Origin of the sequence: Streptomyces longisporoflavus (genome assembly GCF_014649775.1) — a bacterium.
Lineage (GTDB): Bacteria > Actinomycetota > Actinomycetes > Streptomycetales > Streptomycetaceae > Streptomyces > Streptomyces longisporoflavus.
On the sequence record NZ_BMTR01000010.1, the window covers coordinates 183,689 to 208,611 of the forward strand.

General features: G+C 67.9%; 19 protein-coding genes. 11 read left to right on the top strand and 8 right to left on the bottom strand.

Going from position 1 to position 24,923, the window contains the following annotated elements; all coding sequences use genetic code 11:
- Positions 1 to 225 precede the first annotated feature (225 nt).
- On the top strand, positions 226 to 1,725 hold the full coding sequence (gene pdxR / locus IE226_RS21665; RefSeq protein WP_229871452.1) for a MocR-like pyridoxine biosynthesis transcription factor PdxR: 1,500 nt from the start codon (positions 226 to 228) through the stop codon (positions 1,723 to 1,725).
- Here the strand turns inward: pdxR and dnaB are convergent.
- On the bottom strand, positions 1,670 to 3,145 hold the full coding sequence (gene dnaB / locus IE226_RS21670) for a replicative DNA helicase (protein WP_190082964.1): 1,476 nt from the start codon (positions 3,143 to 3,145) through the stop codon (positions 1,670 to 1,672). The genes pdxR and dnaB overlap by 56 nt on opposite strands.
- A 460-nt stretch (positions 3,146 to 3,605) precedes the next feature.
- Here dnaB and IE226_RS21675 point away from each other — a divergent pair, with 460 nt between their 5' ends.
- Complete coding sequence (locus IE226_RS21675; protein ID WP_190082965.1) at positions 3,606 to 4,943, top strand: MATE family efflux transporter; 1,338 nt, start codon at positions 3,606 to 3,608, stop codon at positions 4,941 to 4,943.
- Positions 4,944 to 5,051: 108 nt separating this feature from the next.
- Here the strand turns inward: IE226_RS21675 and rplI are convergent, their stop codons facing one another.
- The 4 genes from rplI to rpsF all read right to left on the bottom strand — a co-directional run bounded on the left by rplI (position 5,052) and on the right by rpsF (position 6,784).
- Positions 5,052 to 5,498 carry a 50S ribosomal protein L9 gene (rplI, locus tag IE226_RS21680; protein WP_190082966.1) on the bottom strand — a complete coding sequence of 149 codons (447 nt, stop codon included), beginning with the start codon at positions 5,496 to 5,498 and terminating at the stop codon, positions 5,052 to 5,054.
- 18 nt (positions 5,499 to 5,516) lie between these two features.
- Positions 5,517 to 5,753 carry a 30S ribosomal protein S18 gene (gene rpsR, locus IE226_RS21685; RefSeq protein ID WP_003949403.1) on the bottom strand — a complete coding sequence of 79 codons (237 nt, stop codon included), beginning with the start codon at positions 5,751 to 5,753 and terminating at the stop codon, positions 5,517 to 5,519.
- A gap of 57 nt (positions 5,754 to 5,810) precedes the next feature.
- Positions 5,811 to 6,413: a single-stranded DNA-binding protein gene (locus tag IE226_RS21690; RefSeq protein WP_190082967.1), complete on the bottom strand. Its 603-nt coding sequence runs from the start codon at positions 6,411 to 6,413 to the stop codon at positions 5,811 to 5,813.
- An 80-nt stretch (positions 6,414 to 6,493) separates the two neighbouring features.
- Positions 6,494 to 6,784 carry a 30S ribosomal protein S6 gene (gene rpsF, locus IE226_RS21695; protein ID WP_006604399.1) on the bottom strand — a complete coding sequence of 97 codons (291 nt, stop codon included), beginning with the start codon at positions 6,782 to 6,784 and terminating at the stop codon, positions 6,494 to 6,496.
- Between the two features lie 277 nt (positions 6,785 to 7,061).
- Here rpsF and IE226_RS21700 point away from each other — a divergent pair, with 277 nt between their 5' ends.
- The 3 genes from IE226_RS21700 (at position 7,062) to IE226_RS21710 (ending at position 9,763) form a co-directional block, all read left to right on the top strand.
- Positions 7,062 to 7,373: a hypothetical protein gene (locus IE226_RS21700; RefSeq protein ID WP_190082968.1), complete on the top strand. Its 312-nt coding sequence runs from the start codon at positions 7,062 to 7,064 to the stop codon at positions 7,371 to 7,373.
- A gap of 146 nt (positions 7,374 to 7,519) precedes the next feature.
- On the top strand, positions 7,520 to 8,641 hold the full coding sequence (locus tag IE226_RS21705; RefSeq protein WP_190082969.1) for a lipid II:glycine glycyltransferase FemX: 1,122 nt from the start codon (positions 7,520 to 7,522) through the stop codon (positions 8,639 to 8,641).
- A 90-nt stretch (positions 8,642 to 8,731) separates the two neighbouring features.
- Positions 8,732 to 9,763, top strand: a complete 1,032-nt coding sequence (locus IE226_RS21710) for an alanine racemase (RefSeq protein WP_190082970.1) — start codon at positions 8,732 to 8,734, stop codon at positions 9,761 to 9,763.
- Positions 9,764 to 9,858: 95 nt separating this feature from the next.
- Here the strand turns inward: IE226_RS21710 and IE226_RS21715 are convergent, their stop codons facing one another.
- Together IE226_RS21715 and IE226_RS21720 are read right to left on the bottom strand one after the other, a co-directional pair.
- On the bottom strand, positions 9,859 to 11,406 hold the full coding sequence (locus tag IE226_RS21715; protein ID WP_190082971.1) for a glycosyltransferase family 87 protein: 1,548 nt from the start codon (positions 11,404 to 11,406) through the stop codon (positions 9,859 to 9,861).
- A 145-nt stretch (positions 11,407 to 11,551) separates the two neighbouring features.
- Positions 11,552 to 14,281: a transglycosylase domain-containing protein gene (locus tag IE226_RS21720; protein WP_190082972.1), complete on the bottom strand. Its 2,730-nt coding sequence runs from the start codon at positions 14,279 to 14,281 to the stop codon at positions 11,552 to 11,554.
- A 373-nt stretch (positions 14,282 to 14,654) separates the two neighbouring features.
- On the opposite strand from IE226_RS21720, the gene IE226_RS21725 reads away from it, so the two are divergent.
- From IE226_RS21725 to IE226_RS21740, 4 genes are all read left to right on the top strand, one after another.
- Positions 14,655 to 15,341 (top strand): PadR family transcriptional regulator, encoded by a 687-nt coding sequence (locus tag IE226_RS21725; protein WP_190082973.1) that lies wholly within the window; start codon positions 14,655 to 14,657, stop codon positions 15,339 to 15,341.
- Between the two features lie 59 nt (positions 15,342 to 15,400).
- On the top strand, positions 15,401 to 16,483 hold the full coding sequence (locus tag IE226_RS21730; protein ID WP_190082974.1) for an inositol-3-phosphate synthase: 1,083 nt from the start codon (positions 15,401 to 15,403) through the stop codon (positions 16,481 to 16,483).
- A 79-nt stretch (positions 16,484 to 16,562) separates the two neighbouring features.
- The gene (locus tag IE226_RS21735) at positions 16,563 to 17,819 is read left to right on the top strand and encodes an MFS transporter (protein ID WP_190082975.1); all 1,257 of its coding nucleotides are present in this window, start codon (positions 16,563 to 16,565) and stop codon (positions 17,817 to 17,819) included.
- A 113-nt stretch (positions 17,820 to 17,932) separates the two neighbouring features.
- On the top strand, positions 17,933 to 18,406 hold the full coding sequence (locus IE226_RS21740; RefSeq protein WP_190082976.1) for an LppU/SCO3897 family protein: 474 nt from the start codon (positions 17,933 to 17,935) through the stop codon (positions 18,404 to 18,406).
- Between the two features lie 100 nt (positions 18,407 to 18,506).
- Here IE226_RS21740 and IE226_RS21745 read toward each other — a convergent pair whose 3' ends face one another.
- The gene (locus tag IE226_RS21745; protein ID WP_190082977.1) at positions 18,507 to 19,973 is read right to left on the bottom strand and encodes a CCA tRNA nucleotidyltransferase; all 1,467 of its coding nucleotides are present in this window, start codon (positions 19,971 to 19,973) and stop codon (positions 18,507 to 18,509) included.
- 191 nt (positions 19,974 to 20,164) lie between these two features.
- Between IE226_RS21745 and IE226_RS21750 the strand changes: the two genes are divergently transcribed.
- Both IE226_RS21750 and murJ read left to right on the top strand, forming a co-directional pair.
- On the top strand, positions 20,165 to 22,510 hold the full coding sequence (locus IE226_RS21750) for a DUF6049 family protein (protein ID WP_190083107.1): 2,346 nt from the start codon (positions 20,165 to 20,167) through the stop codon (positions 22,508 to 22,510).
- Between the two features lie 47 nt (positions 22,511 to 22,557).
- Positions 22,558 to 24,819: a murein biosynthesis integral membrane protein MurJ gene (gene murJ / locus IE226_RS21755; protein WP_190082978.1), complete on the top strand. Its 2,262-nt coding sequence runs from the start codon at positions 22,558 to 22,560 to the stop codon at positions 24,817 to 24,819.
- Positions 24,820 to 24,923: the final 104 nt, after the last annotated feature.

Below are 24,923 nucleotides of genomic sequence, written 5' to 3' on the forward strand. Positions count from 1 at the left end.
CACTATGGCCCGGTGAACAGGTCCAATGACCATGCTGCCGACCGGTCCATAACTCGCGGGGCGGCACGCGCAGCCAACGGGACAGACTCCGCGTCCGGCTCTCCAGCCGTCTCTCTGTTCGGCTCTCAGTCGGGCTCCCTCTCCGACTCTCCATCGGGCCCTCCGTATGGCTCCGCCTCCGGCCCCGGAACGTACGAGACACCCGCCGGCGCGGACTTCCTCCAACTGCGCATCGACGAGGCACCGCCGGGCGGCCGCGCGGACTGGCTGGCCCGGCGCCTTCGCCTCGCCATAGCGGACGGCCGTCTGCCGGTGGGCAGCAGGCTTCCGGCGACCCGGGTCCTGGCAGGCGAACTCCGCGTGTCCCGAGGAATGATCACCGAGGCCTACCAACGCCTGAGCGAGGACGGACACGTCGAAGGACGCGGAAGGAACGGCACCGTGGTGGTCGCCGCACCGGCGAAGGCCCGGCCCGCCGCTTCCACGGCCCGGCCTCCGTCTCCGTCTCCGGGCTCCCTGTTTGCCGCCGCGCCCGGCACGGACATCTTCGACGCCCTGCGGGGCACTCCGGCCCGCATCGACTTCTCACCCGGCGTGCCCGACCTCACCGCGTTCCCCCGCACCGCGTGGCTGCGCGCCGAGCGCACCGTACTCAGAGAGCTTTCGGCGTCCGCCTTCGGCTACGGGGACCCGCGCGGGGCGCCCGCGCTACGCATCGCCGTCGCCGACTGGCTGGCCCGCAACCGGGGCATCCCTGCCGACCCGGGCGACGTCGTCATCGCCTCCGGCACAGCCCAGACCCTCACCCTGCTAGGCCGGGTGCTGCACGACGACGGCATCCGTGCGGTGGCCGTCGAGGACCCCGGCTCGCTCGGCGCCCGCCAGCATCTGCGCAACAGCGGCCTCGCCACTCCACCGGTGCCGGTCGACACGGACGGCGTCCGCGTCGACGAACTGCGTGCCATGGACGCCTCCGCGGCCCTGCTGACTCCGGCGCATCAGTTCCCTACCGGGGTGGTGCTCGGCGGCGAACGGCGACGTGACCTGATGAGCTGGGCCACCGAACGCGACGGACTGATCATCGAGGACGACTACGACGCCGAGCACCGCTACGACCGCGCTCCCGTCCCCGCCCTGCGTTCCCTGCTCGCCGAGCACGTCTGCTACGCCGGGAGCGTGTCCAAGCTCCTTGCTCCCGCCCTGCGCATCGGCTGGGTCCTCGCGCCGCCGAAATACCGGGACGCGCTGGTCGCGGCGAAACGCTTCGCCGATCTCGGCAACGCCGTACTGCCCCAACTGGTCCTGGCCCGCCTGATGGAATCGGGAGCCCTGGAACGCCAGCTGCGCCTTCTGCGCGGCCGCCACCGCCGGCGCCGGGACGCGATGATCGCCGCGGTCAGAACCCATCTGCCGAACGCAGTCGTGCACGGCGCCGCGGCGGGCCTGCATCTGACCATCACCTTCGACGCCGACTTCCGCGACACGGACCTCGCGGCGGCTTCCCTGGCCCGCGGTGTGAAGGTCCAGCCCCTGTCCTGGCACAGCCAGCGACCGCACCGCCCCGGCCTGGTGCTCGGCTACGCCGCGCCCACCGCCACCGACATCACCGAGGGCATGGCCATCCTCGGCGAAACCTTCCGGCACCTGCGCCGACGTACTGCCGTGCCTGCTACGTCTGCGCCATGTCCACGAAGCGCGAGTAGTGGCCCTGGAAGGCGACAGTGATCGTCGCCGTGGGGCCGTTACGGTGCTTGCCCACGATGATGTCCGCCTCGCCGGCGCGCGGTGACTCCTTCTCGTACGCGTCCTCGCGGTGCAACAGGATCACCATGTCCGCGTCCTGCTCGATCGAGCCGGATTCACGGAGGTCGGAGACCTGGGGCTTCTTGTCCGTGCGCTGCTCGGGACCACGGTTCAGCTGGGAGAGCGCGATGACCGGGACTTCGAGCTCCTTGGCGAGCAGCTTCAGGTTTCGCGACATGTCCGAGACTTCCTGCTGGCGGCTCTCGGCGCGCTTGGAACCACCGGACTGCATCAGCTGCAGATAGTCGATGATCACCATCTTGATGTCACTGCGCTGCTTGAGACGACGGCATTTCGCGCGGATCTCCATCATCGACAGGTTCGGGGAGTCGTCGATGTAGAGCGGAGCCGCCGAGACTTCGGGCATCCGTCGTGCGAGCCGCGTCCAGTCCTCGTCCGTCATCGTGCCGGAGCGCATGTGGTGCAGCGCCACCCGTGCCTCCGCGGACAGCAGACGCATCGCGATCTCGTTGCGCCCCATTTCCAGGGAGAAGATGACGCTGGGCAGGTTGTGCTTGATGGACGCGGCGCGCGCGAAGTCGAGCGCGAGCGTGGACTTACCCATGGCGGGACGGGCGGCGATGACGATCATCTGGCCGGGGTGCAGGCCGTTCGTCAGCGAGTCGAAGTCGGTGAAGCCCGTGGGCACACCGGTCATCTCGCCGCTGCGCGAACCGATCGCCTCGATCTCGTCGAGGGCGCCCTCCATGATGTCACCGAGCGGAAGATAGTCCTCGCTGGTGCGCTGCTCGGTCACCGCGTAGATCTCGGCCTGGGCGCTGTTGACGATCTCGTCGACGTCGCCGTCGGCCGCGTATCCCATCTGGGTGATGCGTGTGCCCGCCTCGACGAGGCGGCGCAGGACCGCCCGCTCGTGGACGATCTCCGCGTAGTACTCGGCGTTCGCCGCCGTCGGCACTGTCTGCACCAGCGTGTGCAGATACGAGGCCCCGCCCACCTTGGTGATCTCGCCGCGCTTGGTGAGTTCGGCGGCGGCGGTGATCGGGTCGGCCGGCTCGCCCTTGGCGTACAGGTCGAGAATCGCCGTGAAGATCGTCTCGTGCGCCGGGCGGTAGAAGTCGTGGCCCTTGAGCACCTCGACCACATCGGCGATGGCGTCCTTGGAGAGCAGCATTCCGCCGAGCACCGACTGCTCCGCGTCGAGATCTTGCGGCGGTACGCGTTCGAAAGCGGTGCCTCCGCCGTCCCAGCCACCTTCCCGGCCGCGGTCGTGCTGCTCGTCTCGGTTCCTGCCTCCGTCCCGGCGCTGACGGGAGGCGGGCAGACGGTCACTGGGACCGCTGTCGGCCCAGGGGTCGTCCAAGGGCTCGGAAATACTCACCGGGCCACCTCCCTCACGTCCGCCGAGCGGACCTCGCCGTGCCCTTCTTTCTTACGGCACGACACTGACAAATGAGCGGCCCAACTCCGGTTCTGACGCGTCGGTTTTACGGGCTTTCCGAGGTCGGATCACGAGGGGGGCGCCGCATAACGGTAGGCCCGCGGCCACCGTCAGCCAATCTGGTTATCCACAGGCGGTGTGGATGACGGGCGCGTTGCTGTGGAGAACTCCGCCAAACCTGTGTACGGCTCGGTGGACAGGCCTGTGAACAAGCACTCAGCGTTCTAGAGAAACCCACCCTGACCTGCGTCTTTCCCGTCCACTGGCTGTGCAGAAGAAAAACTTTCCCCACCGGCCCAAGATCCTGCCGAACAGCGCTCCCGAGTGTGCGCCGCTCGGCCATGAGTAAGGGTCTTTTGAGCGTTGCATCTCTTACCTGTGGAAGATTAGATTGGTGCCCATGACACAGGCTCCCGCGGCGACCAAGGCCGCTCGGCGACAGCATGACCGAGAGATCATCGCCCTCGCCGTTCCCGCCTTCGGCGCACTCGTCGCCGAGCCTCTCTTCGTGATGGCCGACAGTGCCATCGTGGGCCATCTCGGCACCGCGCAGCTTGCCGGTCTCGGCGTCGCCTCGGCGCTCCTCACCACCGCCGTGAGCATCTTCGTCTTCCTCGCCTACGCGACCACTGCCGCCGTCGCCCGCCGAGTGGGCGCCGGAGATCTCCAGTCCGCCATCCGCCAGGGCATGGACGGCATCTGGCTCGCCCTGCTCCTGGGCGCCGCGGTCATCGCCGTCGTCCTTCCCACCGCCCCCGCGCTCGTGGAGCTCTTCGGCGCGTCGGACACCGCGGCCCCGTACGCGATCACGTACCTCCGCATCTCCTCGCTCGGCATCCCCGCCATGCTCGTCGTCCTCGCCGCCACCGGTGTGCTGCGCGGTCTACAGGACACGAAGACCCCGCTCTACGTGGCGATCGGCGGCTTCGTCGCCAACGGCCTCCTGAACGTCGGCCTCGTCTACGGCGCCGACCTGGGTATCGCCGGTTCCGCCTGGGGCACCGTCATCGCCCAGTGCGCGATGGCAGCTGTATATCTCTTCGTCGTCGTACGCGGCGCCAGACGCCACGGCGCCTCCCTGCGACCCGACGCCGCCGGCATCAGGGCCTGCGCCCAAGCAGGCGCGCCCCTTCTCGTCCGTACGCTCTCGCTGCGGGCAATCCTCATGATCGCGACCGCGGTGGCCGCACGCCTCGGTGACGCCGACGTGGCCGCCCACCAGATCATCCTGTCCCTGTGGAATCTGACGGCCTTCGCCCTCGACGCCATTGCCATCGCCGGACAAGCGATCATCGGCCGCTATCTCGGTGCGAACGATGCCCGGGGCGCCCGCGACGCCTGCCGACGCATGGTGCAGTGGGGCATCGGCGCGGGGGTCGTGCTCGGTGCGGTGATCGTTCTCGCCCGGCCGCTGTTCATCCCGCTCTTCACCGGCGACTCCGTCGTTCAGGGCGCCGCCCTGCCCGCGCTCGTGGTGGTGGCCATCGCGCAGCCGGTGTGCGGCATCGTCTTCGTACTCGACGGTGTCCTCATGGGAGCGGGCGACGGCCGTTATCTGGCGTGGGCGATGCTGGCCACGCTGGCGGTCTTCGCTCCGGTGGCACTCCTTGTGCCGGTCTTCGGCGGCGGCCTGACCGCTGTCTGGGGAGCGATGACGCTGATGATGGCGATCCGCATGCTGACGCTGTGGCTACGTACGCGCTCCGGGAACTGGATCGTCACCGGCGCCACTCGCTGACGCACACCCGGCTGTTTCACGTGAAACAGCCGCAGCCGCGAAATACGTTGGGCCGCACCCCTGAGGGGTGCGGCCCAACGGTTGTTTCAGCTCTGCCAAGCGAAGTGCTTAGGCGGAGACGACCTCGATGTTGACCTGAGCGGCAACCTCGGGGTGCAGACGCACGGACGTCGCGTGGGCGCCCAGCGTCTTGATCGGCGAGCCCAGCTCGACACGGCGCTTGTCGATCTTCGGGCCACCGGCAGCCTCGATCGCCGAAGCGACGTCAGCCGGGGTGACGGAACCGAAGAGACGACCGGCGTCGCCGGAGCGGACGGCCAGACGGACCTTGACGCCCTCGAGCTTGGCCTTGACCTCGTTGGCCTGCTCGATGGTCGCGATCTCGTGGATCTTGCGAGCACGACGGATCTGCTCGACGTCCTTTTCGCCACCCTTGGTCCAGCGGATCGCAAAGTTCCGCGGGATCAGGTAGTTGCGGGCGTAGCCGTCCTTGACGTCTACGACCTCGCCGGCGGCACCGAGGCCGGAGACCTCGTGGGTGAGGATGATCTTCATTATTCGGTCACCCTTCCCTTATCGCGCGGTGGACGTGTAGGGCAGCAGCGCCATCTCACGGCTGTTCTTCACGGCCGTGGCGACGTCACGCTGGTGCTGCGTGCAGTTGCCGGTCACGCGGCGGGCACGGATCTTGCCGCGGTCGGAAATGAACTTCCGCAGCATGTTCGTGTCCTTGTAGTCCACGTACGTGACCTTGTCCTTGCAGAATGCGCAGACCTTCTTCTTAGGCTTGCGCACAGGCGGCTTCGCCATGGTGTTTCTCCTGTGTGATCAAGAAGTGTGGGAACGGCCCACCCCTGGCCCTGAGGCCTAGAAGGGGGGCTCGTCCGAGTAGCCGCCGCCGGAGCCGCCGGAGCTTCCGCCCCAGCCACCGCCGCCGCCCTGCTGCTGGCCGCCGCCGGCCGGCGCACCGGTCGCCCAGGGGTCGTCGGCGGGAGCACCGCCGCCACCCTGCGGCTGACCGCCACCGGAGCCGCCGCCCCAGTTGCCGCCGCCCTGCTGGCCGCCGCCACCGCCGCCGAATCCGCCGCCGCCCTGGCCACCTCGACCGGTGGTCTTGGTGACCTTGGCCGTAGCGTTCTTCAGGCTGGCGCCGACTTCCTCGACGTCCAGCTCGTAGACCGTGCGCTTGATGCCCTCACGGTCCTCGTAGGACCGCTGCTTCAACCGGCCCTGCACGACGACGCGCATGCCTCGCTGAAGCGACTCCGCGACGTTCTCCGCCGCCTGACGCCAGACCGAGCACGTGAGGAAGAGGCTTTCGCCGTCCTTCCACTCGTTGGTCTGACGGTCGAAGGTGCGGGGAGTGGACGCGACACGGAACTTCGCGACCGCCGCACCGGACGGGGTGAAGCGCAGCTCGGGGTCATCGACAAGATTGCCGACGACCGTGATGACGGTCTCGCCTGCCATGGGGGAACCTCTCGGCGGGTTTGCTGCTGGCTGCTTTTGCTGCTGCTACTCGGATCCCGAGTACCGCTGAGCTGGGAAGCTCAGTGGGTCTCGGGACGGAGGACCTTGGTCCGGAGGACCGACTCGTTCAGGTTCATCTGGCGGTCGAGCTCCTTGACGACCGCAGGCTCGGCCTGCAGGTCGATGACCGAGTAGATGCCCTCGGGCTTCTTCTTGATCTCGTACGAGAGACGACGACGGCCCCAGGTGTCGACCTTCTCGACCTTTCCGTTGCCCTCACGGACGACGGAGAGGAAGTTCTCGATCAACGGGGAGACAGCGCGCTCCTCGAGATCGGGGTCGAGGATGACCATCACTTCGTAGTGACGCATGTGGAACCCACCTCCTTTGGACTCAGCGGCCACGGTCGTTCCGTGGCAGGAGGGTCGTGATGCGTACGCAACGGTATCGGCAGCCACTGACAATCGGGCTTCTCGATCAGCGGGCCGATCGTGAATCCCTGCCAGGGCATGGGCAGACACCGGTGCAGACGGTACACACTACCCGCACCCGGGCTTCCGGTTGAAATCCGGCGGCGGGCGGGGAGAATCTGTACACATCGGGTGTGCATGGCGCTACGATGCGCCGCCTCACGCAGGAGGTGCCCTCATGGCACAGACATTGCGACCGAACACCGCTGGTTCTCTCTTCGCCACGGACGGCAAGGGCCATCCCATGCAGGACGCGCTGCTCGGCGTGACCCTGGTGCTGGGTGTCGTCGCCTTCGTCACGGCGATGTTCCACAACCTCCACCTGCTCAGCTCGTGGGCCGGCCTGGTGGGGATCGCCACGGGTACGTGGGGACATGTCATCTCCGAAACGACTCGCGAGCGCTTCGGCCTGATCCTCGGGCTCGGCGCCTCGGCGGTCGGCTTCTTCCTGGGCATGGCCCACGGCGGCCTCTTCGGCGGGCTCTGGTAACCGCCCCTCGACACCGCTGCCCGGCATAGGCCGGGGGCGTAGGTTCCGTACGCCCAGACGGGGCGCTCTCGGGGCACAGTAGGCTTCGGCGCGAGAGCCGGAGCCCCTGTACCCATGGGGACACACCAGCCCGAGGAGCGCCCCGAATGAGTCTGACCCTGAGGACCATCAGTCGCGAGCAGCATCTGGCGTATATCCAGAGCCTGCCGTCGGCAAGTCATTGCCAGGTCCCGGCATGGGCGGATGTGAAGAGTGAATGGCGTTCGGAGAACCTGGGTTGGTTCGACGACCGGACCGGCGAACTCGTCGGCGCGGGCCTCGTGCTCTACCGGCAGCTGCCCAAGGTGAAGCGCTATCTGGCCTACCTTCCCGAGGGCCCGGTCATCAATTGGTACGCACCGAACCTGGACGACTGGCTGCAGCCGATGCTCGCGCATCTGAAGCGGCAGGGCGCGTTCTCCGTGAAGATGGGCCCGCCGGTCGTCATCCGGCGCTGGGACGCTCCCGCGATCAAGTCGGGCATCCAGAACCCCGAGGTGAAGCGTCTGCGGGACGTGGAGGCCTCGCACATCGAGCCGCGTGCCTTCGAGGTCTCCGACCGGCTGCGGAAGATGGGCTGGCAGCAGGGCGAGGACGGCGGCGCCGGCTTCGGTGACGTACAGCCGCGTTATGTCTTCCAGGTGCCGCTGGCCAATCGCTCCCTGGACGAGGTCCTCAAGGGCTTCAACCAGCTGTGGCGACGCAATATCAAGAAGGCGGAGAAGGCCGGCGTCGAGGTCGTCCAGGGCGGTTACGAAGACCTTGCCGAATGGCAGCGTCTCTACGAGATCACCGCGATCCGCGACAAGTTCCGTCCGCGTCCGCTGGGTTACTTCCAGCAGATGTGGCGGGCCCTCAACTCCGAGGACCCCAACCGCATGCGGCTGTACTTCGCGCGGCACAACGGCGTGAACCTGTCCGCGGCGACGATGCTCGTCGTCGGCGGGCACGTCTGGTACTCCTACGGCGCGTCGGACAACATCGGCCGCGAGGTCAGGCCCTCGAACGCGATGCAGTGGCGGATGCTCCGGGACGCCTACGCGCTCGGCGCCACCGTCTATGACCTGCGGGGTATCTCCGACTCACTGGACGAGACGGACCACCTGTTCGGTCTGATCCAGTTCAAGGTGGGAACGGGTGGAGAGGCCGTCGAGTACATCGGCGAGTGGGACTTCCCGCTCAACAAGCTGCTCCACAAGGCCCTCGACATTTACATGTCGCGCCGCTGACCGCGCTGACCCGGCACAATTCACTGAGCCACAAATAGTCTTCATACCTCTGATACACCGCAGCCACGAGAAAGGTTCCGGGATCCGGCCATGGCGCTCACGCTCTATGTCGACACCGCGCGCTGGCGGGCACACCACAAGCACGTGCTGGAGCAGTTCCCGGGAATCGTCCCGGTCTGCAAGGGCAACGGCTACGGCTTCGGCCATGAGCGCCTCGCGGAGGAAGCGACCCGCTTCGGCTCCGACGTCCTCGCCGTCGGCACCACGTACGAAGCCGCCCGGATCAAGGACTGGTTCAGCGGCGATCTGCTGGTCCTGACCCCGTTCCGGCGGGGCGAGGAGCCGGTGCCGCTGCCCGACCGCGTCATCCGCTCCGTGTCGTCCCTGGACGGCGTACACGGCCTCGTGGGCGCCCGCGTCGTCATCGAGGTCATGTCCTCGATGAAGCGGCACGGCGTGAGCGAGCAGGAGCTCTCACAGCTGCACGCGGCCATCGAGGACGTACGGCTCGAAGGCTTCGCGATCCACCTGCCGCTGGACCGCACCGACGGCTCGGACGCCGTCGAGGAGGTCATCGGCTGGATGGACCGGCTGCGTGCCGCCCGCCTTCCCCTGCACACGATGTTCGTCAGCCACCTCAAGGCCAATGAACTCGCCCGCCTGCAGCAGCAGTTCCCCCAGACCCGCTTCCGCGCGCGCATCGGCACGCATCTGTGGCTGGGGGACCACGAGGCCACGGAGTACCGCGGCGCCGTCCTGGACGTCACTCAGGTGGCCAAGGGCGACCGCTTCGGCTACCGCCAGCAGAAGGTCGCCTCCGACGGATGGCTGGTCGTCGTCGCGGGCGGTACGTCGCACGGCGTCGGCCTGGAGGCGCCGAAGGCGCTGCACGGCATGGTGCCGCGCGCCAAGGGCGTGGCCCGCGCGGGCCTCGCAACGGTCAACCGCAACCTGTCGCCGTTCGTCTGGGGCGGCAAGCAGCGGTGGTTCGCGGAGCCGCCGCACATGCAGGTCTCCATCCTCTTCGTGCCCTCGGACGCGCCCGAGCCGAAGGTGGGCGAGGAGCTGGTGGCCCATCTGCGGCACACCACCACCCAGTTCGACCGCATCGTCGACCGCTGATCGCGGCCGGATCGGACACAGGCCGAAGGGCCGGGAGCGACAACCGTCGCGCCCGGCCCTTCGGTCTTCCCTCGCCGCCTTCGCGGCCTGTTCGCTCAGGGTGAAACGTCGGTCGGCGTCGCTCCCCACCGCACCGGTGCGGCCTCGGTGGAGTGTGCCGCGTGCCGCGGTGGGCGAGCCGCCTGCCCGAGGACGAAGACGTCCCGCGCACCGTCCAGAACGCCCCCTGAGGGGTCATCGTCGCCGGATCGCCGTACGGGGTCTCTCTCCGGCATCAGGATGTCGCGCACGACCACGGCGCACAGGTACAGCGTCCCCAGCAGGTGGACCGCGATGGCGAGCTGATAGCCCTCGGTCGGCAGACCCTTGTGGGCGTCTCCGCTCGTCGTGTACGCGAGGTACAGCCAGATCCCCAGGAAGTACGCGACCTCGCACGCCTGCCAGATGAGGAAGTCACGCCAGCGCGGCCGGGCGAGCGCGGCGAGGGGGATCAGCCACAGGACGTACTGCGGCGAGTAGACCTTGTTGGTGAGGATGAACGCGGCAACCACCAGGAAGGCGAGTTGCGCGAAGCGCGGACGGCGCGGCGCTGTCAGGCCCAGCGCGCCGACGCCGAGGCAGGCGAGGAGCATCAGCGCCGTCGCCAGGGTGTTGACCGTGTCCGTGGACAGCGGGTCGTCCATGCGCTGGGAGAGGATCAACCAGAACGAGCCGAAGTCGACGCCCCGCTCCTGGCTGAAGGTGTAGAACTTCGCCCAGCCCTCGCGGATGTGGAAACCCGTCGCGTCGTGCGTGATCATGACGGGCAGGTTCACCACCAGCCAGGCGCCGACCGCGGCCCCCGCTGTCGTGAAGAAGGCCCGCCAGCGCCCCGCCCGCCAGCACAGGATGAGCAGCGGCCCCAGGAGCAGCGCCGGGTACAGCTTCGCGGCGGTCGCCAGGCCGAGCAGGACTCCCGCGGAGAGCGTCCCCCCGCGGGCCCACATCAGCATCGCGGCGGCCGTGAGAGCGACGGCGAACAGATCCCAGTTGATGGTGGCGGTCAACGCGAAGGCCGGCGCCAGGGCGACCATCAGGCCGTCCCAGGGACGGCGGCGGTGGGTGCGGGCGACACAGACGGCGATGACCGCCGTGCAGGCCATGAGCATCCCCGCGTTGACCATCCAGTAGAACTTCTCCTGGTGCTGGATGCTGCCGCTGCCCGGCGTCAGCCAGGAGGCCACCTCCATGAACACGCCGGTGAGCACCGGGTACTCCAGGTACTCCATGTCGCCCGGCAGCTTGTCGAAGTAGGGCACGAGCCCGTCGGCAAAGCCTCGCCCCTGGTAGAGGTGCGGGATGTCGGAGTAACAGGCATGCGTGTACTGCGAGCTCGCGCCCTGGAACCAGGCGCCGTCGTAGCACGGCAGCTTCTGCACCATGCCGAGCGCGAACATTCCGATGGCAATGAGCGCAATGACGCGTACGGGAGTCCACCACGTCGCCGCGTACAGCACTCTGCGACCGATGGGACCACCGATCAGCTCGCTGCCGGCTGCGGCGACCTCATCCTCCTTGGTCGGACGTACGGGGTCCGGCTGTTGTGCACTAGTGGTCTTGTGCACGCTCGTGCGCGTCGTCTCTGCACTGGGCATGCCGCACATCCTGCCGTACGCACCTGAGAACACGGAGAGGGCCGCCACACCGGTGCGGTGTGGCGGCCCTCATCAACCCTCATCGGCATTCCCCGGCGCATGTTTCACGTGAAACCGTACGTTTCACGTGAAACACCCGCGCGGAGAAACTCCATCAGCCTGACGATCCGCGGATGAAGCCTCCGTCGTCTCCACCGTTCTGGCCCGGCGGATCAGGCGTGGCCGGTGGCGACTCCCCGCCTGTACTGCCGTCGGTGTCCCCGCCCTCCGACGCACCACCGTTGTTGTTGCACTGCCAGTCCCAGTCGGAGCAGGACTCGCTGGGGCTGGGGCTCCCTGAAGGACTCGGGGAGGGCCCGGTGTCCGAGGGGGTCGGCGAAGGCGACTTCTCCGGCTCCTCGGTCTTCGACGGGGTCGGGCTCGGGGCCGGCGGCGGGGTCTCACCCACGACCGTACCGATCTCCTGCGGCACGGGGAAGTTCATCACGGGCTCGCCCTTGAGGGCCTTCTCCATGTAGTCCTTCCAGATCTCCGCCGGGAACGAGGCGCCGTGGATCTTCTTCTGACCACCCGTGCCGAACATCTCCAGGAACTCCCGCTTCTTGTTCCCTTCGTTGTCGTCGAGGCGGTACATGCTGATCGCGGTCGACAGCTGCGGGGTGTACCCGACGAACCAAGCCGACTTGTTGCCGTCGGTCGTACCGGTCTTGCCCGCGACCTGGCGACCGCTCAGCTTGGCCGAGGTGCCCGTGCCCTTGTCGACGACGGTACGGAGCACGTCGGTGACGTTGTCGGCGACCTCCTCGTCGAAGGCCCGCTTGGTCTGCGTCTCGTGCCGGTAGACAGTGTCGCCCTCGTGCTCGACTTCCTTCACCGAATACGGCTCGTTCTGCTTGCCGCTGGTCGCGAAGGTGGAGTACGCACCGGCCATCCGGATCGCGCTCGGGGAAGACGTACCGAGCGAGAAGGACGGGTAATTGGAGGAGGCCAGGCTGTTCTCCTTGATGCCGGCGTCGATGGCCGCCGACTTCACCTTGTCCAGACCGACGTCCATGCCCAGCTGTACGTAGGCCGAGTTGACCGACTCCCGCATCGCCTCGCGGAGATCAATCTGATAGGTCGGCGGGTTGTAGTCCGCACCACCATCGTTGGTCTGCAGCCACTCCTTGCCGTTCTTGTCCTTCCAGATACTGCCGTCATAGTTCTGGATCTTGAGCTTGTTCTTGCCGCTGTAGAGGCTCTTGGGGTTGACGATGGTGCGCTGGCCCTCGTCCTGGTCCGGCAACCCGTCCGGGTCGCGCGTTCCGTCCTTGAACGCCGCCGCGAGGACGAAGGGCTTGAACGTCGAACCGACCTGCGCACCGGTCTGGTCCGCGTTGTTGGTGAAGTGCTTGGTCGCGTCCTCACCGCCGTAGATGGCCTCGATCGCGCCGTCCTTGGGATTCACGGACGCGCCACCGAACTGGACGTGAGTGTCCTTATCCGGCCGCAGCTTGCGGTTGAGGTTCGCCTTACGGACCTTGGCCACAGACTTCTCGAGCTTCTCGACCTTCGCCCTGTCGAAGGTCGTGTGGATCTCGTAGCCGCCCTGCTGGAGGTCATTGGCCGTGATGCGGCCCTCACTGTTGTTGATCACATACGCCTTGGCCAGGTCGACCAGGTATCCGACCTGCCCGCCCAGCTGAGCGTTGGAGCGAGGGTTCTGCAGCTTCGGGAACTTGGTGTACTTGGCCCGCCTCTCGGCGGTCAGGTGGCCGTCCTTGACCTCCTCGTCGAGGATCCACTTCCACCGCTTCGTGGCCCGCTCGGTGTTGGCCTCCGCGGTTGCCGCGGGGTCGACCGCGGCGGATCCCGCGGGGTCGTAGTACGTGGCGCCCTTGAGTACCGTCGCCAGGAGAGCGCTCTGGCTGGGGTCCAGTTCCTTGGCGTCCACGCCGAAGTAGGCGCGGGCGGCAGCCTGGATACCGTACGCCCCGCGGCCGTAGTAGGCGGTGTTGAGGTACCCCGCCATGATCTCTTCCTTGGAGACCTGCCGGCCGACCTTTATGGAGATGAAGAGCTCTTTGAACTTACGCGTGAACGTCTGCGACTGGTCACCCAGGCGCGCGTTCTTCACGTACTGCTGAGTGATGGTCGAGCCACCCTGGGTCTCTCCGCCCTTGGCCATGTTGACCACGGCACGCGCGATGCCCATGGGGTCGACACCCTTGTCGTCCTCGAACGTCTTGTTCTCGGCCGAGATGACGGCGGTACGCATCTCCTTGGGAATGTCGTCATAGTCGATGATCTGGCGGTTCGTCTCACCACCGGTCGCGACCATCTGCTTGCCGTCGGCCCAGTAATAGACGTTGTTCTGCGCCGTGGCCGCGTCGTCCACCTTCGGCACCCCCACCAGGGCGTACGCGATCCCCGTGACCGCCATCAGGCTTCCGAGGAGCCCGACGAACAGGCCGGTGACCAGACGCCATGACGGCACCCAGCGCCGCAGACCGTCCTTGTCCGCGCGCGGGTAGTCGACGAACCGCTTCTTGCGGGGCTCATGGCCCGTACGTCCTCGGCCGCGGCCGGGCCCATTCGGGCCGCCGCCGCCTCGCCGACCGCCGCCGCGCCCGGCACCGGCCCCGTCGGCTGCTCTGCGGCGGCCGCCGCCGGCACCCACGGAACCACTGCGCTGCGCGGCACGACGGGCCTCGGCACGGCCGCCGTAGGACCGGTCCCCGTCGTCAGGGGCTCCTGATCCGTGCGAGCCGGTTGAGGAAGTGGGCGATCCAGTGGCGCCACGCGGTGCCGCGCGACGACCCGACGACGCGCCTGGGACGCCGCGTCTGGCCGCGGCGCGTCCGCCGCCCTGCGGCTGCGGCGGTTTGCGACGGTGCTCGCTCATCGAACGATTACTCCTCGGGCAGGCGCAGGTATCCGCGCCTGGAAACGGCGGCTGGTTTCCGGTCCCCCCGAAGTACGTATGAGGCCGTCCTGGCACTCATCCGCACTACACCAGGGACAACGACGCCCACAGGTGTCACTTGGTTCCCGGCGGTCTGCATGGCGCACAGACTACGCACCGTCAAAACCCTCTTAGCGCAGAAGTTCACCCCAAATCAGGCAAGTTACTTCCTACGAATCGGTGATGTGACGCCGTTCACCGATTCCCCTCTTGTCTCAACAGGCGGGCCGTTCTATCGTCTCGATGTATCGAGTCGATACATCAGCTCGGCATAAAGACCGTGTCGACAGACGCTGGCAGACGGGAGGCGAAGATGAGCAGGCGCTCCGGCATCCTCGAGTTCGCCGTCCTCGGCTTGCTGCGCGAGTCCCCGATGCACGGCTACGAGCTGCGTAAACGACTCAATACTTCGCTGGGAGTGTTCCGCGCCTTCAGCTACGGGACGCTCTACCCCTGCCTCAAGACGCTGGTCGCCAACGGCTGGTTGATCGAGGAAACGAGCGGCAACCCCGAGGAGGCCCTCGCGGCCCCTCTCTCCGGACGCCGCGCCAAGATCGTCTACCGGCTGACGGCGGAAGGTAAGGAGCACTTCGAGGAACTGCTCTCACAGACCGGCCCCGACGCGTACGAGGACGAACACTTCGCCGCCCGCTTCGCCTTCTTCGGGCAGACATCGCGGGACGTACGCATGCGGGTGCTCGAGGGGCGCCGCAGCCGCCTCGAGGAGCGTCTGGAGAAGATGCGCGCTTCCCTGGCCCGTACCCGGGAGCGCCTGGACGACTACACGCTTGAGCTGCAGCGGCACGGAATGGAGTCCGTGGAGCGCGAAGTGCGCTGGCTGAACGAGCTCATCGAGAGCGAGCGAGCGGGACGGGACCAGCAACGGTCCGCCCCGGACAGCTCCGCTCAGCACGACAGCACATCTGGGGAGTCGGGCGGCCTGCCCCGGCGGCGGGACGACATCCCGCCGCCGGATCCGTCCGATGACACCGCCAAGTGAGACCCCGCGATCCGCAGGGTCTCATCCGGAATACACGAATCACACAGGGAGCAACCGGAATGGGTTCGGTTCGCGTAGCCATCGTCGGCGTGGGCAACTGCGCCGCCTCGCTGGTCCAGGGCGTCGAGTACTACAAGGACGCAGACCCGGACGCCAAGGTCCCGGGCCTGATGCACGTCCAGTTCGGCGACTACCACGTCCGTGACGTCGAGTTCGTCGCCGCTTTCGACGTGGACGCCAAGAAGGTCGGCCTCGACCTCTCGGACGCCATCGGCGCCAGCGAGAACAACACCATCAAGATCTGCGACGTGCCGAACAAGGGCGTCAGCGTCCAGCGCGGCCACACCCACGACGGCCTGGGCAAGTACTACCGCCAGACCATCGAGGAGTCCGCCGAGGCCCCCGTCGACGTCGTCCAGGTCCTCAAGGACAAGCAGGTCGACGTCCTCGTCTGCTACCTGCCGGTCGGCTCCGAGGACGCCGCGAAGTTCTACGCGCAGTGCGCCATCGACGCCAAGGTCGCCTTCGTCAACGCCCTTCCGGTCTTCATCGCCGGTACCAAGGAGTGGGCCGACAAGTTCACCGAGGCGGGCGTCCCGATCGTCGGTGACGACATCAAGTCCCAGGTCGGCGCCACCATCACGCACCGCGTGATGGCGAAGCTGTTCGAGGACCGCGGTGTCCGTCTCGAGCGCACCATGCAGCTCAACGTCGGCGGCAACATGGACTTCAAGAACATGTTGGAGCGCGACCGCCTCGAGTCCAAGAAGATCTCGAAGACGCAGGCCGTCACCTCGCAGATCCGCGACCGCGAGCTGGGCGAGAACAACGTCCACATCGGTCCGTCGGACTACGTCGCGTGGCTCGACGACCGCAAGTGGGCGTACGTCCGCCTCGAGGGCCGCGCCTTCGGTGACGTCCCGCTGAACCTCGAGTACAAGCTCGAGGTCTGGGACTCCCCGAACTCCGCCGGTGTCATCATCGACGCCCTGCGTGCCGCGAAGATCGCCAAGGACCGCGGCATCGGCGGCCCGATCCTCTCCGCGTCCTCGTACTTCATGAAGTCCCCGCCGGTGCAGTACTTCGACGACGAGGCGTACGAGAACGTCGAGAAGTTCATCAAGGGCGAGGTCGAGCGCTGAGGCTCGTCCCTTCGAACGGCTGTTGAGGGCCCCTGGGCAATCCGCCCGGGGGCCCTCCTCGTAAGTGAGGGTTGGCCCCATGGCTGTCGTCGGTGACCTGCGCGTACTGCTGCGCCTGCGGGATTTCCGACGCCTGCTCGCCGTCCGGCTGATCTCCCAGGGCGCCGACGGCGTCTACCAGGTGGCCCTCGCCACGTATGTCGTCTTCTCCCCGGAGAAGCAGACTTCGCCGGCCGCGATCGCCTCCGCGATGGCGGTGCTGCTCCTTCCGTACTCCCTGATCGGCCCCTTCGCCGGCGTCCTCCTCGACCGCTGGCCGCGCCGACAGGTTTTTCTCTACGGCAACCTGCTGCGGACCGCTCTCGCCTCAGGGACCGCGGTGCTGATGCTGAGCGGCGTACCGGACTGGCTCTTCTACGCCTCCGCGCTCTGTGTCACGGCCGTCAACCGTTTCGTCCTCGCCGGGCTCTCGGCGGCGCTGCCGCGTGTGGTCGACGACGAGCGCCTGGTCCTTGCCAACTCCCTGTCACCGACTGCGGGGACGCTGGCCGCCACCGTGGGCGGTGGTCTCGCCTTCGTCGTGCGCCTGGTGGGTCCCGACTCGGATGCGGCGGTGGTGCTCCTCGGAGCTGCTCTGTATCTGTGCGCGGCGCTCGCCTCGCTGCGGATGGCGCGTGAGCTGCTGGGTCCGGACCCGGAGGTGGTGCAGCCTCGCCTCGTCGCGGCTTTGTCCGGCACGGCGCGGGATCTGGTGGCCGGGGTGCGGCATCTGTCGCAGAGACGCCCGGCCGCCCGCGCGCTGCTCGCGATGACGTTCATGCGGTTCTGCTACGGCGCCCTGACGGTCATGGTCCTGATGCTCTGCCGGTACGCGTGGTCGTCGTCGGAGTCCGACGGGCTGGCCCTGCTCGGGCTCGCCGTGGGGGCCTCGGGGGCGGGATTCTTCGCTGCGGCCGTGCTGACTCCCTGGGCGGTGAGCCGCCTGACGGCCGGCGGCTGGATCGTCACCTGCGCGGGCGCCGCGGCGATCCTGGTGCCGGCGCTCGCCCTCCCCTTCGCACCGACGCCGCTACTCATCGCCGCGTTCCTGCTGGGGCTGACGACGCAGGGGGCGAAGATCGCCACGGACACGGTGGTGCAGTCGGCGGTGGACGACAACTTCCGTGGCCGGATCTTCTCGGTTTACGACGTCCTGTTCAACGTCGCGTTCGTCGGCGCGGCGGGGGTGGCGGCGCTGATGCTGCCACCTGACGGCCGATCGGTGCCGCTGGTGGTGACGGTGGCCGTTATCTACGCAGCAATTGCTGCCGCTATGGCCAGGTTTGGCGTGCAGTAAGTGTCACATCAGTGACACAGAGCATCTCTGGGCTTCAGAGATGTCCCTGCATCCCTATAACTTACGGACGTCGTATCCGCGCCATTGCGCTTCCGTTCGAGGGGGACCCCCAAGTGACTACTCCGCCCCAGGGCCAGAATCCGTACGGCCAGGGCGTGCAGCCGCACCCCGGGCAGCCGGGCCAGCCCGGCCAGCCCACCGTGCCGCAGCAGCCTTACCCGCCGTACAACCAGGGGGCGCCGGTTCCTCCTCCGGCCGCACCGAGTGGTGGTCGCGGCAAGAAGATCATGCTGCGCATCGGTGGCTTCATAGTCGTCGCCATCCTTATCGCCGTCGGCAAGTGGTACTTGGGCAAGAGCGACGCCGAGACCACCGCCGTCGGTGACTGCCTGCACAACAAGGGCACGCAGTCGCAGCCGGACCTGAAGAACACCGACTGCTCCTCCAGCGACGCCGAGTTCGAGGTCATCGAGAAGTTCGACGACACGAGCAGCGTCAGCAAGTGCGAAGCGGTCAAGGGGACCGAGGTCTCCTACTACCAGACCGGTGGCGGCCACGACGTGGTGCTCTGCCTGAAGAACAAGTAACGGTTACGCAGAAGGGGCGCTGTTTCACGTGAAACAGCGCCCCTTCGCATATCCGGATCCGGTGCGATGTTTCACGTGAAACATCGCACCGTTTCACGCCTCACTCCTGCGCGGCCCACCACTCCTTGAGGGCCGCGATCGCCGCGTCACGCTCCATTGGCCCGTTCTCCAGCCGCAGCTCCAACAGGAACTTGTACGCCTGGCCGATCACCGGACCCGGCCGTACATCCAGGATCTCCATGATCTCGTTGCCGTCGAGGTCCGGGCGGATCGAGTCCAGTTCCTCCTGCTCCTGGAGCCGCGCGATGCGCTCCTCAAGGCCGTCATACGCGCGCGACAGCGCATTGGCCTTGCGCTTGTTGCGCGTCGTGCAGTCGGACCGGGTCAGCTTGTGCAGCCGACCGAGGAGGGGGCCCGCGTCGCGTACGTAACGGCGCACGGCGGAGTCCGTCCACTCACCCGTCCCGTAGCCGTGGAAGCGCAGGTGCAGCTCCACCAGTCGCGAGACGTCCTTGACCAGCTCGTTCGAATACTTCAGCTCCGTCATGCGCTTCTTGGCCATCTTGGCGCCCACCACCTCGTGGTGGTGGAAGGAGACCCGCCCGTCGTCCTCGAAGCGTCGCGTCCGCGGCTTCCCGATGTCGTGGAGCAGCGCCGCGAGCCGCAGCGTCAGGTCCGGGCCGTCCTCCTCCAGCGCCATCGCCTGCTCAAGGACGATCAGCGAGTGGTCGTAGACGTCCTTGTGGCGATGGTGCTCGTCACTCTCCAGACGCAGAGCCGGAAGCTCGGGCAGCACGCGGTCGGCGAGGCCCGTGTCGACAAGTAGAGCAAGTCCCTTCGCCGGGTGCGGCGAGAGGAGCAGCTTGTTCAGTTCGTCGCGGACGCGTTCCGCGGAGACGATGTCGATGCGCTCGGCCATCGCCTTCATCGCGGCGACGACGTCCGGAGCCACCTCGAAGTCCAGCTGCGCGGCGAACCGCGCGGCCCGCATCATCCGCAGCGGATCATCCGAGAAGGATTCCTCGGGGGTGCCAGGAGTGCGCAGGACACGCTCCGCCAGGTCCTCAAGACCGCCGTGCGGGTCGATGAAGTCCTTCTCCGGGAGCGCGACGGCCATCGCGTTGACGGTGAAATCACGGCGTACGAGATCTTCCTCGATGGAGTCGCCGTACGACACCTCGGGCTTGCGCGACGTCCTGTCGTACGCCTCGGACCGGTAGGTCGTGACCTCGATCTGAAAGCGCTGGTCAGCGTCTCCGACGCGGGCGTCCTTCTGGCACCCGACCGTGCCGAAGGCGATCCCGACCTCCCACACCGAGTCCGCCCACGGCCTGACGATCTTCAGTACGTCCTCGGGGCGGGCGTCGGTCGTGAAGTCCAGGTCATTGCCGAGCCGGCCAAGGAGCGCGTCTCTGACCGATCCGCCGACCAGGGCGAGGGAGAACCCGGCCTCCTGGAAACGGCGGGCGAGGTCGTCCGCGACAGGGGACACACGCAGCAGTTCGCTGACCGCGCGGCGCTGCACCTGGCTCAGTGCGCTGGGATTTTCTTCATTGGCGTTCGGCACAACAGAAAAGGGTACGTGCCCCGGACGCCGCCGGCCGCCCGGTTTTCGGCGGGCCGCCGGCGCCGCGCGCCCCTCCCGGCCAGGTCTTCCGATCATGTGGAGCAGTCCGCGGCACTTCGCCACAGCGCACCTCGTTACCATGCGTGGACGCACAACCGACGACCACTGACGACGACGAGGACGGGCAACGCGTGGCCGAGGCGGCAGACTTCCCGGGGACCAGTCCCTCACCTGCCCGCCGGTGGCTGCGGCGTACGGCAGCGTTGCTGGCTGCGGCCCCATTGCTGACCGGCATGCTGCAGCTGTCGGCGGAGCCGACGGCGCACGCCGCGACACCGAGCGCGGCGGCGAGTGCCACTGGTTCGAGAACCGTGGACGTCGCGCTCAACGCGCTCACACCCGCCGCCCCATCGGACGGGGACACCGTCACTGTGCGCGGGACGGTCACCAACGACGGCAAGCAGACGGTGTCGGGAGCCGAGGTCGGGCTGCGCCTGGGGCCGGTCGTGAACGGCCGCAGCGCGATCGACTCCGCCGCCAAGCGCACCGGCTACCAGCCGGGAGCAGACGGCACGGAGGTCGGCGGCAAGTACGTCAAGAAGTTCTCCAAGCTCGCTCCCGGCGTCCCGCAGGACTTCAGCATCTCCGTACCGGTCAAGGCCCTGGACCTCGGCGACGCCGGCGTCTACCAGCTCGGTGTCTCCCTCACGGGCCGGACCACCGCCCAGCCGTGGTCCCAGGTACTCGGCTTCCAGCGGACCTTCCTGCCGTGGCAGCCGGACGCCGCCGACACGAAGACCAGGACGACCTTCCTGTGGCCGCTCATCTCCACCTCGCACCTCACGGCGGAGACCGGCTCGGACGAGCAGCAGACGCCCGTCTTCACGGACGACAACCTGGCCAAGGAGCTCGCCCCGGGCGGTCGCCTCGAGCAGATGCTGTCCAGGGGCAGCGAGCTCGACGTCACCTGGGTAATCGACCCCGACCTGCTGGCCTCGGTCGACCACATGACGCGGAACTACCGGGTGCAGACCGCCGACGGCAAGAGCACCACCGCCGGCAAGCACCAGGCGGTCGCCAAGGAGTGGCTCAACAAGCTCGAGCAGACCGTGAAGGACAAGAAGGTCGTCGCGCTCCCCTTCGCCGATCCCGACCTCGCCTCGCTCGCCCACAACGGCCGGGCTGTGACCGGCTCACTGGGCCAGCTCAAGGACGCCACCGATGTGGGGGCGAAGGCCGTGGAGGTCATCCTCCACGTCAAGCCGCAGTCGGACTTCGCGTGGCCCGTGGACGGCGCCCTCGATCCGTCGATCGTCGATGTCTCCACCTCCGCGGGCGCCCACACGGTGATCGCCCGGAGCGACAGCCTGCGTGAGTCCAGCGGGCTGCCGTACACGCCCAACGCGGCCCGGCCCATCGGCGGCGGCACCACGGCCGTGGTGGCCGACGCCCGACTCTCCACGGCCTTCCAGGGCGACATGACGCAGGCCGAGGACTCCACGCTCGCCGCGCAGGAGTTCCTCTCCCAGAGCCTGATGGTCACGCTGCAGAATCCGGACAAGCAGCGAAGCATCGTCGTCGCCCCGCAGCGCATGCCGTCCGCCAGCCAGGCCCAGACGATGGCGAAGGCACTCACCGCCCTCGACGACGAACGCTGGTCGGAGCCCCAGGGTCTGTCGGCGGCGGCCAAGGCGAAGCCGGACCCGGCAGCCTCGACCCAGGTGCCCTCGGCGCGGTCGTATCCGGCATCGCTGCGCAAGCAGGAGCTGCCGAAGGCGGCCTTCCGGTCCATCCAGAACACCCAGAACAAGCTCGACCGCTTCCAGACGATCCTCAGCGAGCCCGACCGCGTGATCACGCCCTTCGGGCGGGCCATAGATCGCGAGATGTCGACGTCCTGGCGTGGCCGGGCCGGCGAGGCGGGAACATTCCGCCAGAGCGTGGAGACGTACCTGAGCACGCTCGTCGACCAGGTGGCGCTGATCTCGAAGTCGGACGCGAAGCTCTCCGGGCGCAGCGCGACGATCCCGGTGACGGTGCAGAACAACCTCGTCCAGGGCGTCGACCACTTGGTTCTGCGCCTGACGTCGTCGAACCCCACCCGCCTGAAGATCGGCGACAAGGCCTACTGGGAGCAGCCGGTCAAGGTCGCGGGCGGGCACGCCCAGTCGGTGAAGTTCACCACCACGGCCAATGCCAACGGCCCGGTCGAGGTCTATGCCCAGCTCTACACCCAGGACGGCGAGCCGTACGGCGAGGAAGTCCGCTTCGACGTGCAGGTCACCGAGATCACCCTCACCGTGATGCTCGTCATCGCGGGCGGTGTGCTGCTCCTCGTGCTCGCGGGATTCCGGATGTACACCCAGCGCAAGCGGGCCGCCCGTCAGCAGGCAGAGGAGGGACCGGAGGACGGCGACGACGACGAGTCCGGCACGGAGCCCGGTGAGGACGACCCCGAGCAGCCGAGTGACCCGACACCGGACACCGCTCCGGAAAGCGCGGACCCGTCGGACACGGGTGAGAGAGTGGACCGTTGAGCGATGTCGTGGCCGGTGGGCCCGGGGACGATGAGGTGGGGTAATCCATGAACGCGCCGTACGACGGTGACCGTGGCCAGGGGGCCGGCGATGCCGGCCCTCCTGAGGGCGAGCAGGTGCCACCGCAGCCTGCCCCGGACCTGTACCTCCAGGACGCCTACGACCAGGATCCCTACCGGGCACAGGACCTCACCGCCCAGGACCCGGTGACCGAGGCGCTGTACGACCGCGCCGCGCACCCCCCGCCGCCTCCCGGTTACTACCAGGACCCACAGCCGCTCTACGCCCAGCCTCCCTCCCCGCAGCACGCCCCGGACCCCCGCGTGTGGGCCCAGACCCCGGCCCCCGAACCCGAAGGCCCGACCCAGCACCTCCCGTACGGCGACGATGCCCGTACGACGCAGTTCGTGGGCGTCGACGACCTGGTCACCCACTCCGGCGAGGAACGCCACGAGCCGGACGCCTTCGCCCACCTCTTCCGCGACCAGCAGCCCAGTGGCTACCACGAGCAGCACGGCGGCTACCAGCAGGACGGCTACCCCCAGGGCAACGGCTACCAGCAGCAGGGCGGCTACCCCCAGCAGGGCGGCTACCAGCCCTCCGAGCCCCCGATGGTCCCGGCCCCGGCAGCTCCCCCGGCACCCGCCCCGGCCCCCCCGAAGTCGGGCGGCGGCGGACGCGCGACGAGCTTGCTGAAGTCGAGCGCGGTGATGGCAGCGGGGACGCTGGTATCCAGGATCACCGGCTTCGCGCGCACCCTCGTCATGGCCGCGGCCATCGGCGTCGGCACTCTCAACGACTCGTACCAGGTAGCCAACGTCCTTCCGACGATGATCTACGTCCTCGTCGGCGGCGGCGCCCTGAACGCGGTCTTCATCCCGCAGCTCGTACGCGCCATGAAGAACGACGACGACGGAGGCGAGGGCTACGCCAACCGCCTGCTGACGCTCGTCATGGTCCTGCTCGCGGGTGTCACCGTCATCTGTGTGGTGGCCGCGCCGCTGCTTGTGCGCATGATGTCGCCGACGATCGCCGCGGATCCCGTCAAGATGGACGTCACGGTCACGTTCGCGCGCTTCTGCATCCCGACGATGTTCTTCATGGGCGTGCACATCGTGCTCGGCCAGGTCCTCAACGCACGCGGCCGCTTCGGCGCGATGATGTGGACGCCGGTTCTCAACAACATCGTGGTCATCACCACGTTCGCGGCGTTCATCTGGGCCTTCGGCAGCTTCAACGACACTCGCATCGACGCCACCACCATCACTCCCGAAGGCGCCCGCCTGCTGGGTATCGGCACCCTGCTCGGCCTCGCCGTGCAGGCTCTGGCGATGCTCCCGTACCTGCGCGAGGCAGGGTTCAAGATCCGGCTCCGCTTCGACTGGCGTGGCCACGGCCTCGGCAAGGCCGCCCGACTCGCCAAGTGGACGCTCTTCTTCGTTCTCGCCAACCAGCTCGGCATGGTCGTCGTCACTCAGCTGGCCACCAGCGCGGGCGCGACCGCAGAGGAACTGGGGCACCCCGGCACCGGCATCACCGCGTACAACTACGCGCTGCTGTTGTGGCAGATGCCGCAGGCCATCATCACGGTCTCGGTGATGACCGCGGTACTGCCCCGTATCTCCCGTTCCGCCAACGACGGAGACCCCGCAGCTGTCCGGGACGACATCTCCTACGGCCTGCGCACCTCAGCCGTGGCGATCGTGCCGTGCGCCTTCGCCTTCGTCGCCCTGGGCGTTCCGATGGCGACGCTGCTCTACGCCAGTTCCGGCTCGGGCGCGCTGAACATCGGCTACACCCTGATGGCCTTCGGCCTCGGCCTGATCCCGTACTCGGTCCAGTACGTCGTCCTCAGGGGTTTCTACGCCTACGAGGACACGCGCACGCCGTTCTACAACACGGTCATCGTCGCGGCCGTCAACGCCGCGGCGTCGGCCCTCTGCTTCTTCGTCCTGCCCGCACGGTGGGCCGTCGTGGGCATGGCCGCGTCCTACGGCCTCGCCTACGCCGTCGGTGTAGGCGTCGCCTGGCGTCGGCTGCGCAAGCGGCTGGGCGGCGATCTGGACGGCGCGCAGGTGGCACGTACGTACACGAGGCTCATCGGCGCCTCGATCCCGGCCGCCCTCCTCGCCGGAGCCGTCGGTTACGGGATTCTCAAGGCTCTGGGGGACGGCGCAGGGGGTTCCCTCATCGCACTGGTGGTCGGCGGAGTCGTCCTCGGGGGCGTCTTCTTCGTCGCCGCCCGAAAGATGCGGATTGCGGAGCTGAATTCCATGGTCGGGATGGTCCGCGGCCGTCTCGGACGGTGAGATCCTGCGGTTCGCACAACCATCACCGGCCACTGCGTGTCGTGCATAGGGCCAGACTGTGGGCACAATTGGCTTTGGCGTCTGACGAAGCGCAATGGATGGGG

What these genes read in the sequence shown, in the direction of transcription:
- IE226_RS21675 (WP_190082965.1), top strand. Translation starts at nt 3,606, where the DNA reads ATGACACAGGCTCCCGCGGCGACCAAGGCCGCTCGGCGACAGCATGAC.
- rplI (WP_190082966.1), bottom strand. Translation starts at nt 5,498, where the DNA reads ATGAAGATCATCCTCACCCACGAGGTCTCCGGCCTCGGTGCCGCCGGC.
- rpsR (WP_003949403.1), bottom strand. Translation starts at nt 5,753, where the DNA reads ATGGCGAAGCCGCCTGTGCGCAAGCCTAAGAAGAAGGTCTGCGCATTC.
- IE226_RS21690 (WP_190082967.1), bottom strand. Translation starts at nt 6,413, where the DNA reads ATGGCAGGCGAGACCGTCATCACGGTCGTCGGCAATCTTGTCGATGAC.
- rpsF (WP_006604399.1), bottom strand. Translation starts at nt 6,784, where the DNA reads ATGCGTCACTACGAAGTGATGGTCATCCTCGACCCCGATCTCGAGGAG.
- IE226_RS21700 (WP_190082968.1), top strand. Translation starts at nt 7,062, where the DNA reads ATGGCACAGACATTGCGACCGAACACCGCTGGTTCTCTCTTCGCCACG.
- IE226_RS21705 (WP_190082969.1), top strand. Translation starts at nt 7,520, where the DNA reads ATGAGTCTGACCCTGAGGACCATCAGTCGCGAGCAGCATCTGGCGTAT.
- IE226_RS21710 (WP_190082970.1), top strand. Translation starts at nt 8,732, where the DNA reads ATGGCGCTCACGCTCTATGTCGACACCGCGCGCTGGCGGGCACACCAC.
- IE226_RS21715 (WP_190082971.1), bottom strand. Translation starts at nt 11,406, where the DNA reads ATGTGCGGCATGCCCAGTGCAGAGACGACGCGCACGAGCGTGCACAAG.
- IE226_RS21720 (WP_190082972.1), bottom strand. Translation starts at nt 14,281, where the DNA reads ATGAGCGAGCACCGTCGCAAACCGCCGCAGCCGCAGGGCGGCGGACGC.
- IE226_RS21725 (WP_190082973.1), top strand. Translation starts at nt 14,655, where the DNA reads ATGAGCAGGCGCTCCGGCATCCTCGAGTTCGCCGTCCTCGGCTTGCTG.
- IE226_RS21730 (WP_190082974.1), top strand. Translation starts at nt 15,401, where the DNA reads ATGGGTTCGGTTCGCGTAGCCATCGTCGGCGTGGGCAACTGCGCCGCC.
- IE226_RS21735 (WP_190082975.1), top strand. Translation starts at nt 16,563, where the DNA reads ATGGCTGTCGTCGGTGACCTGCGCGTACTGCTGCGCCTGCGGGATTTC.
- murJ (WP_190082978.1), top strand. Translation starts at nt 22,558, where the DNA reads ATGAACGCGCCGTACGACGGTGACCGTGGCCAGGGGGCCGGCGATGCC.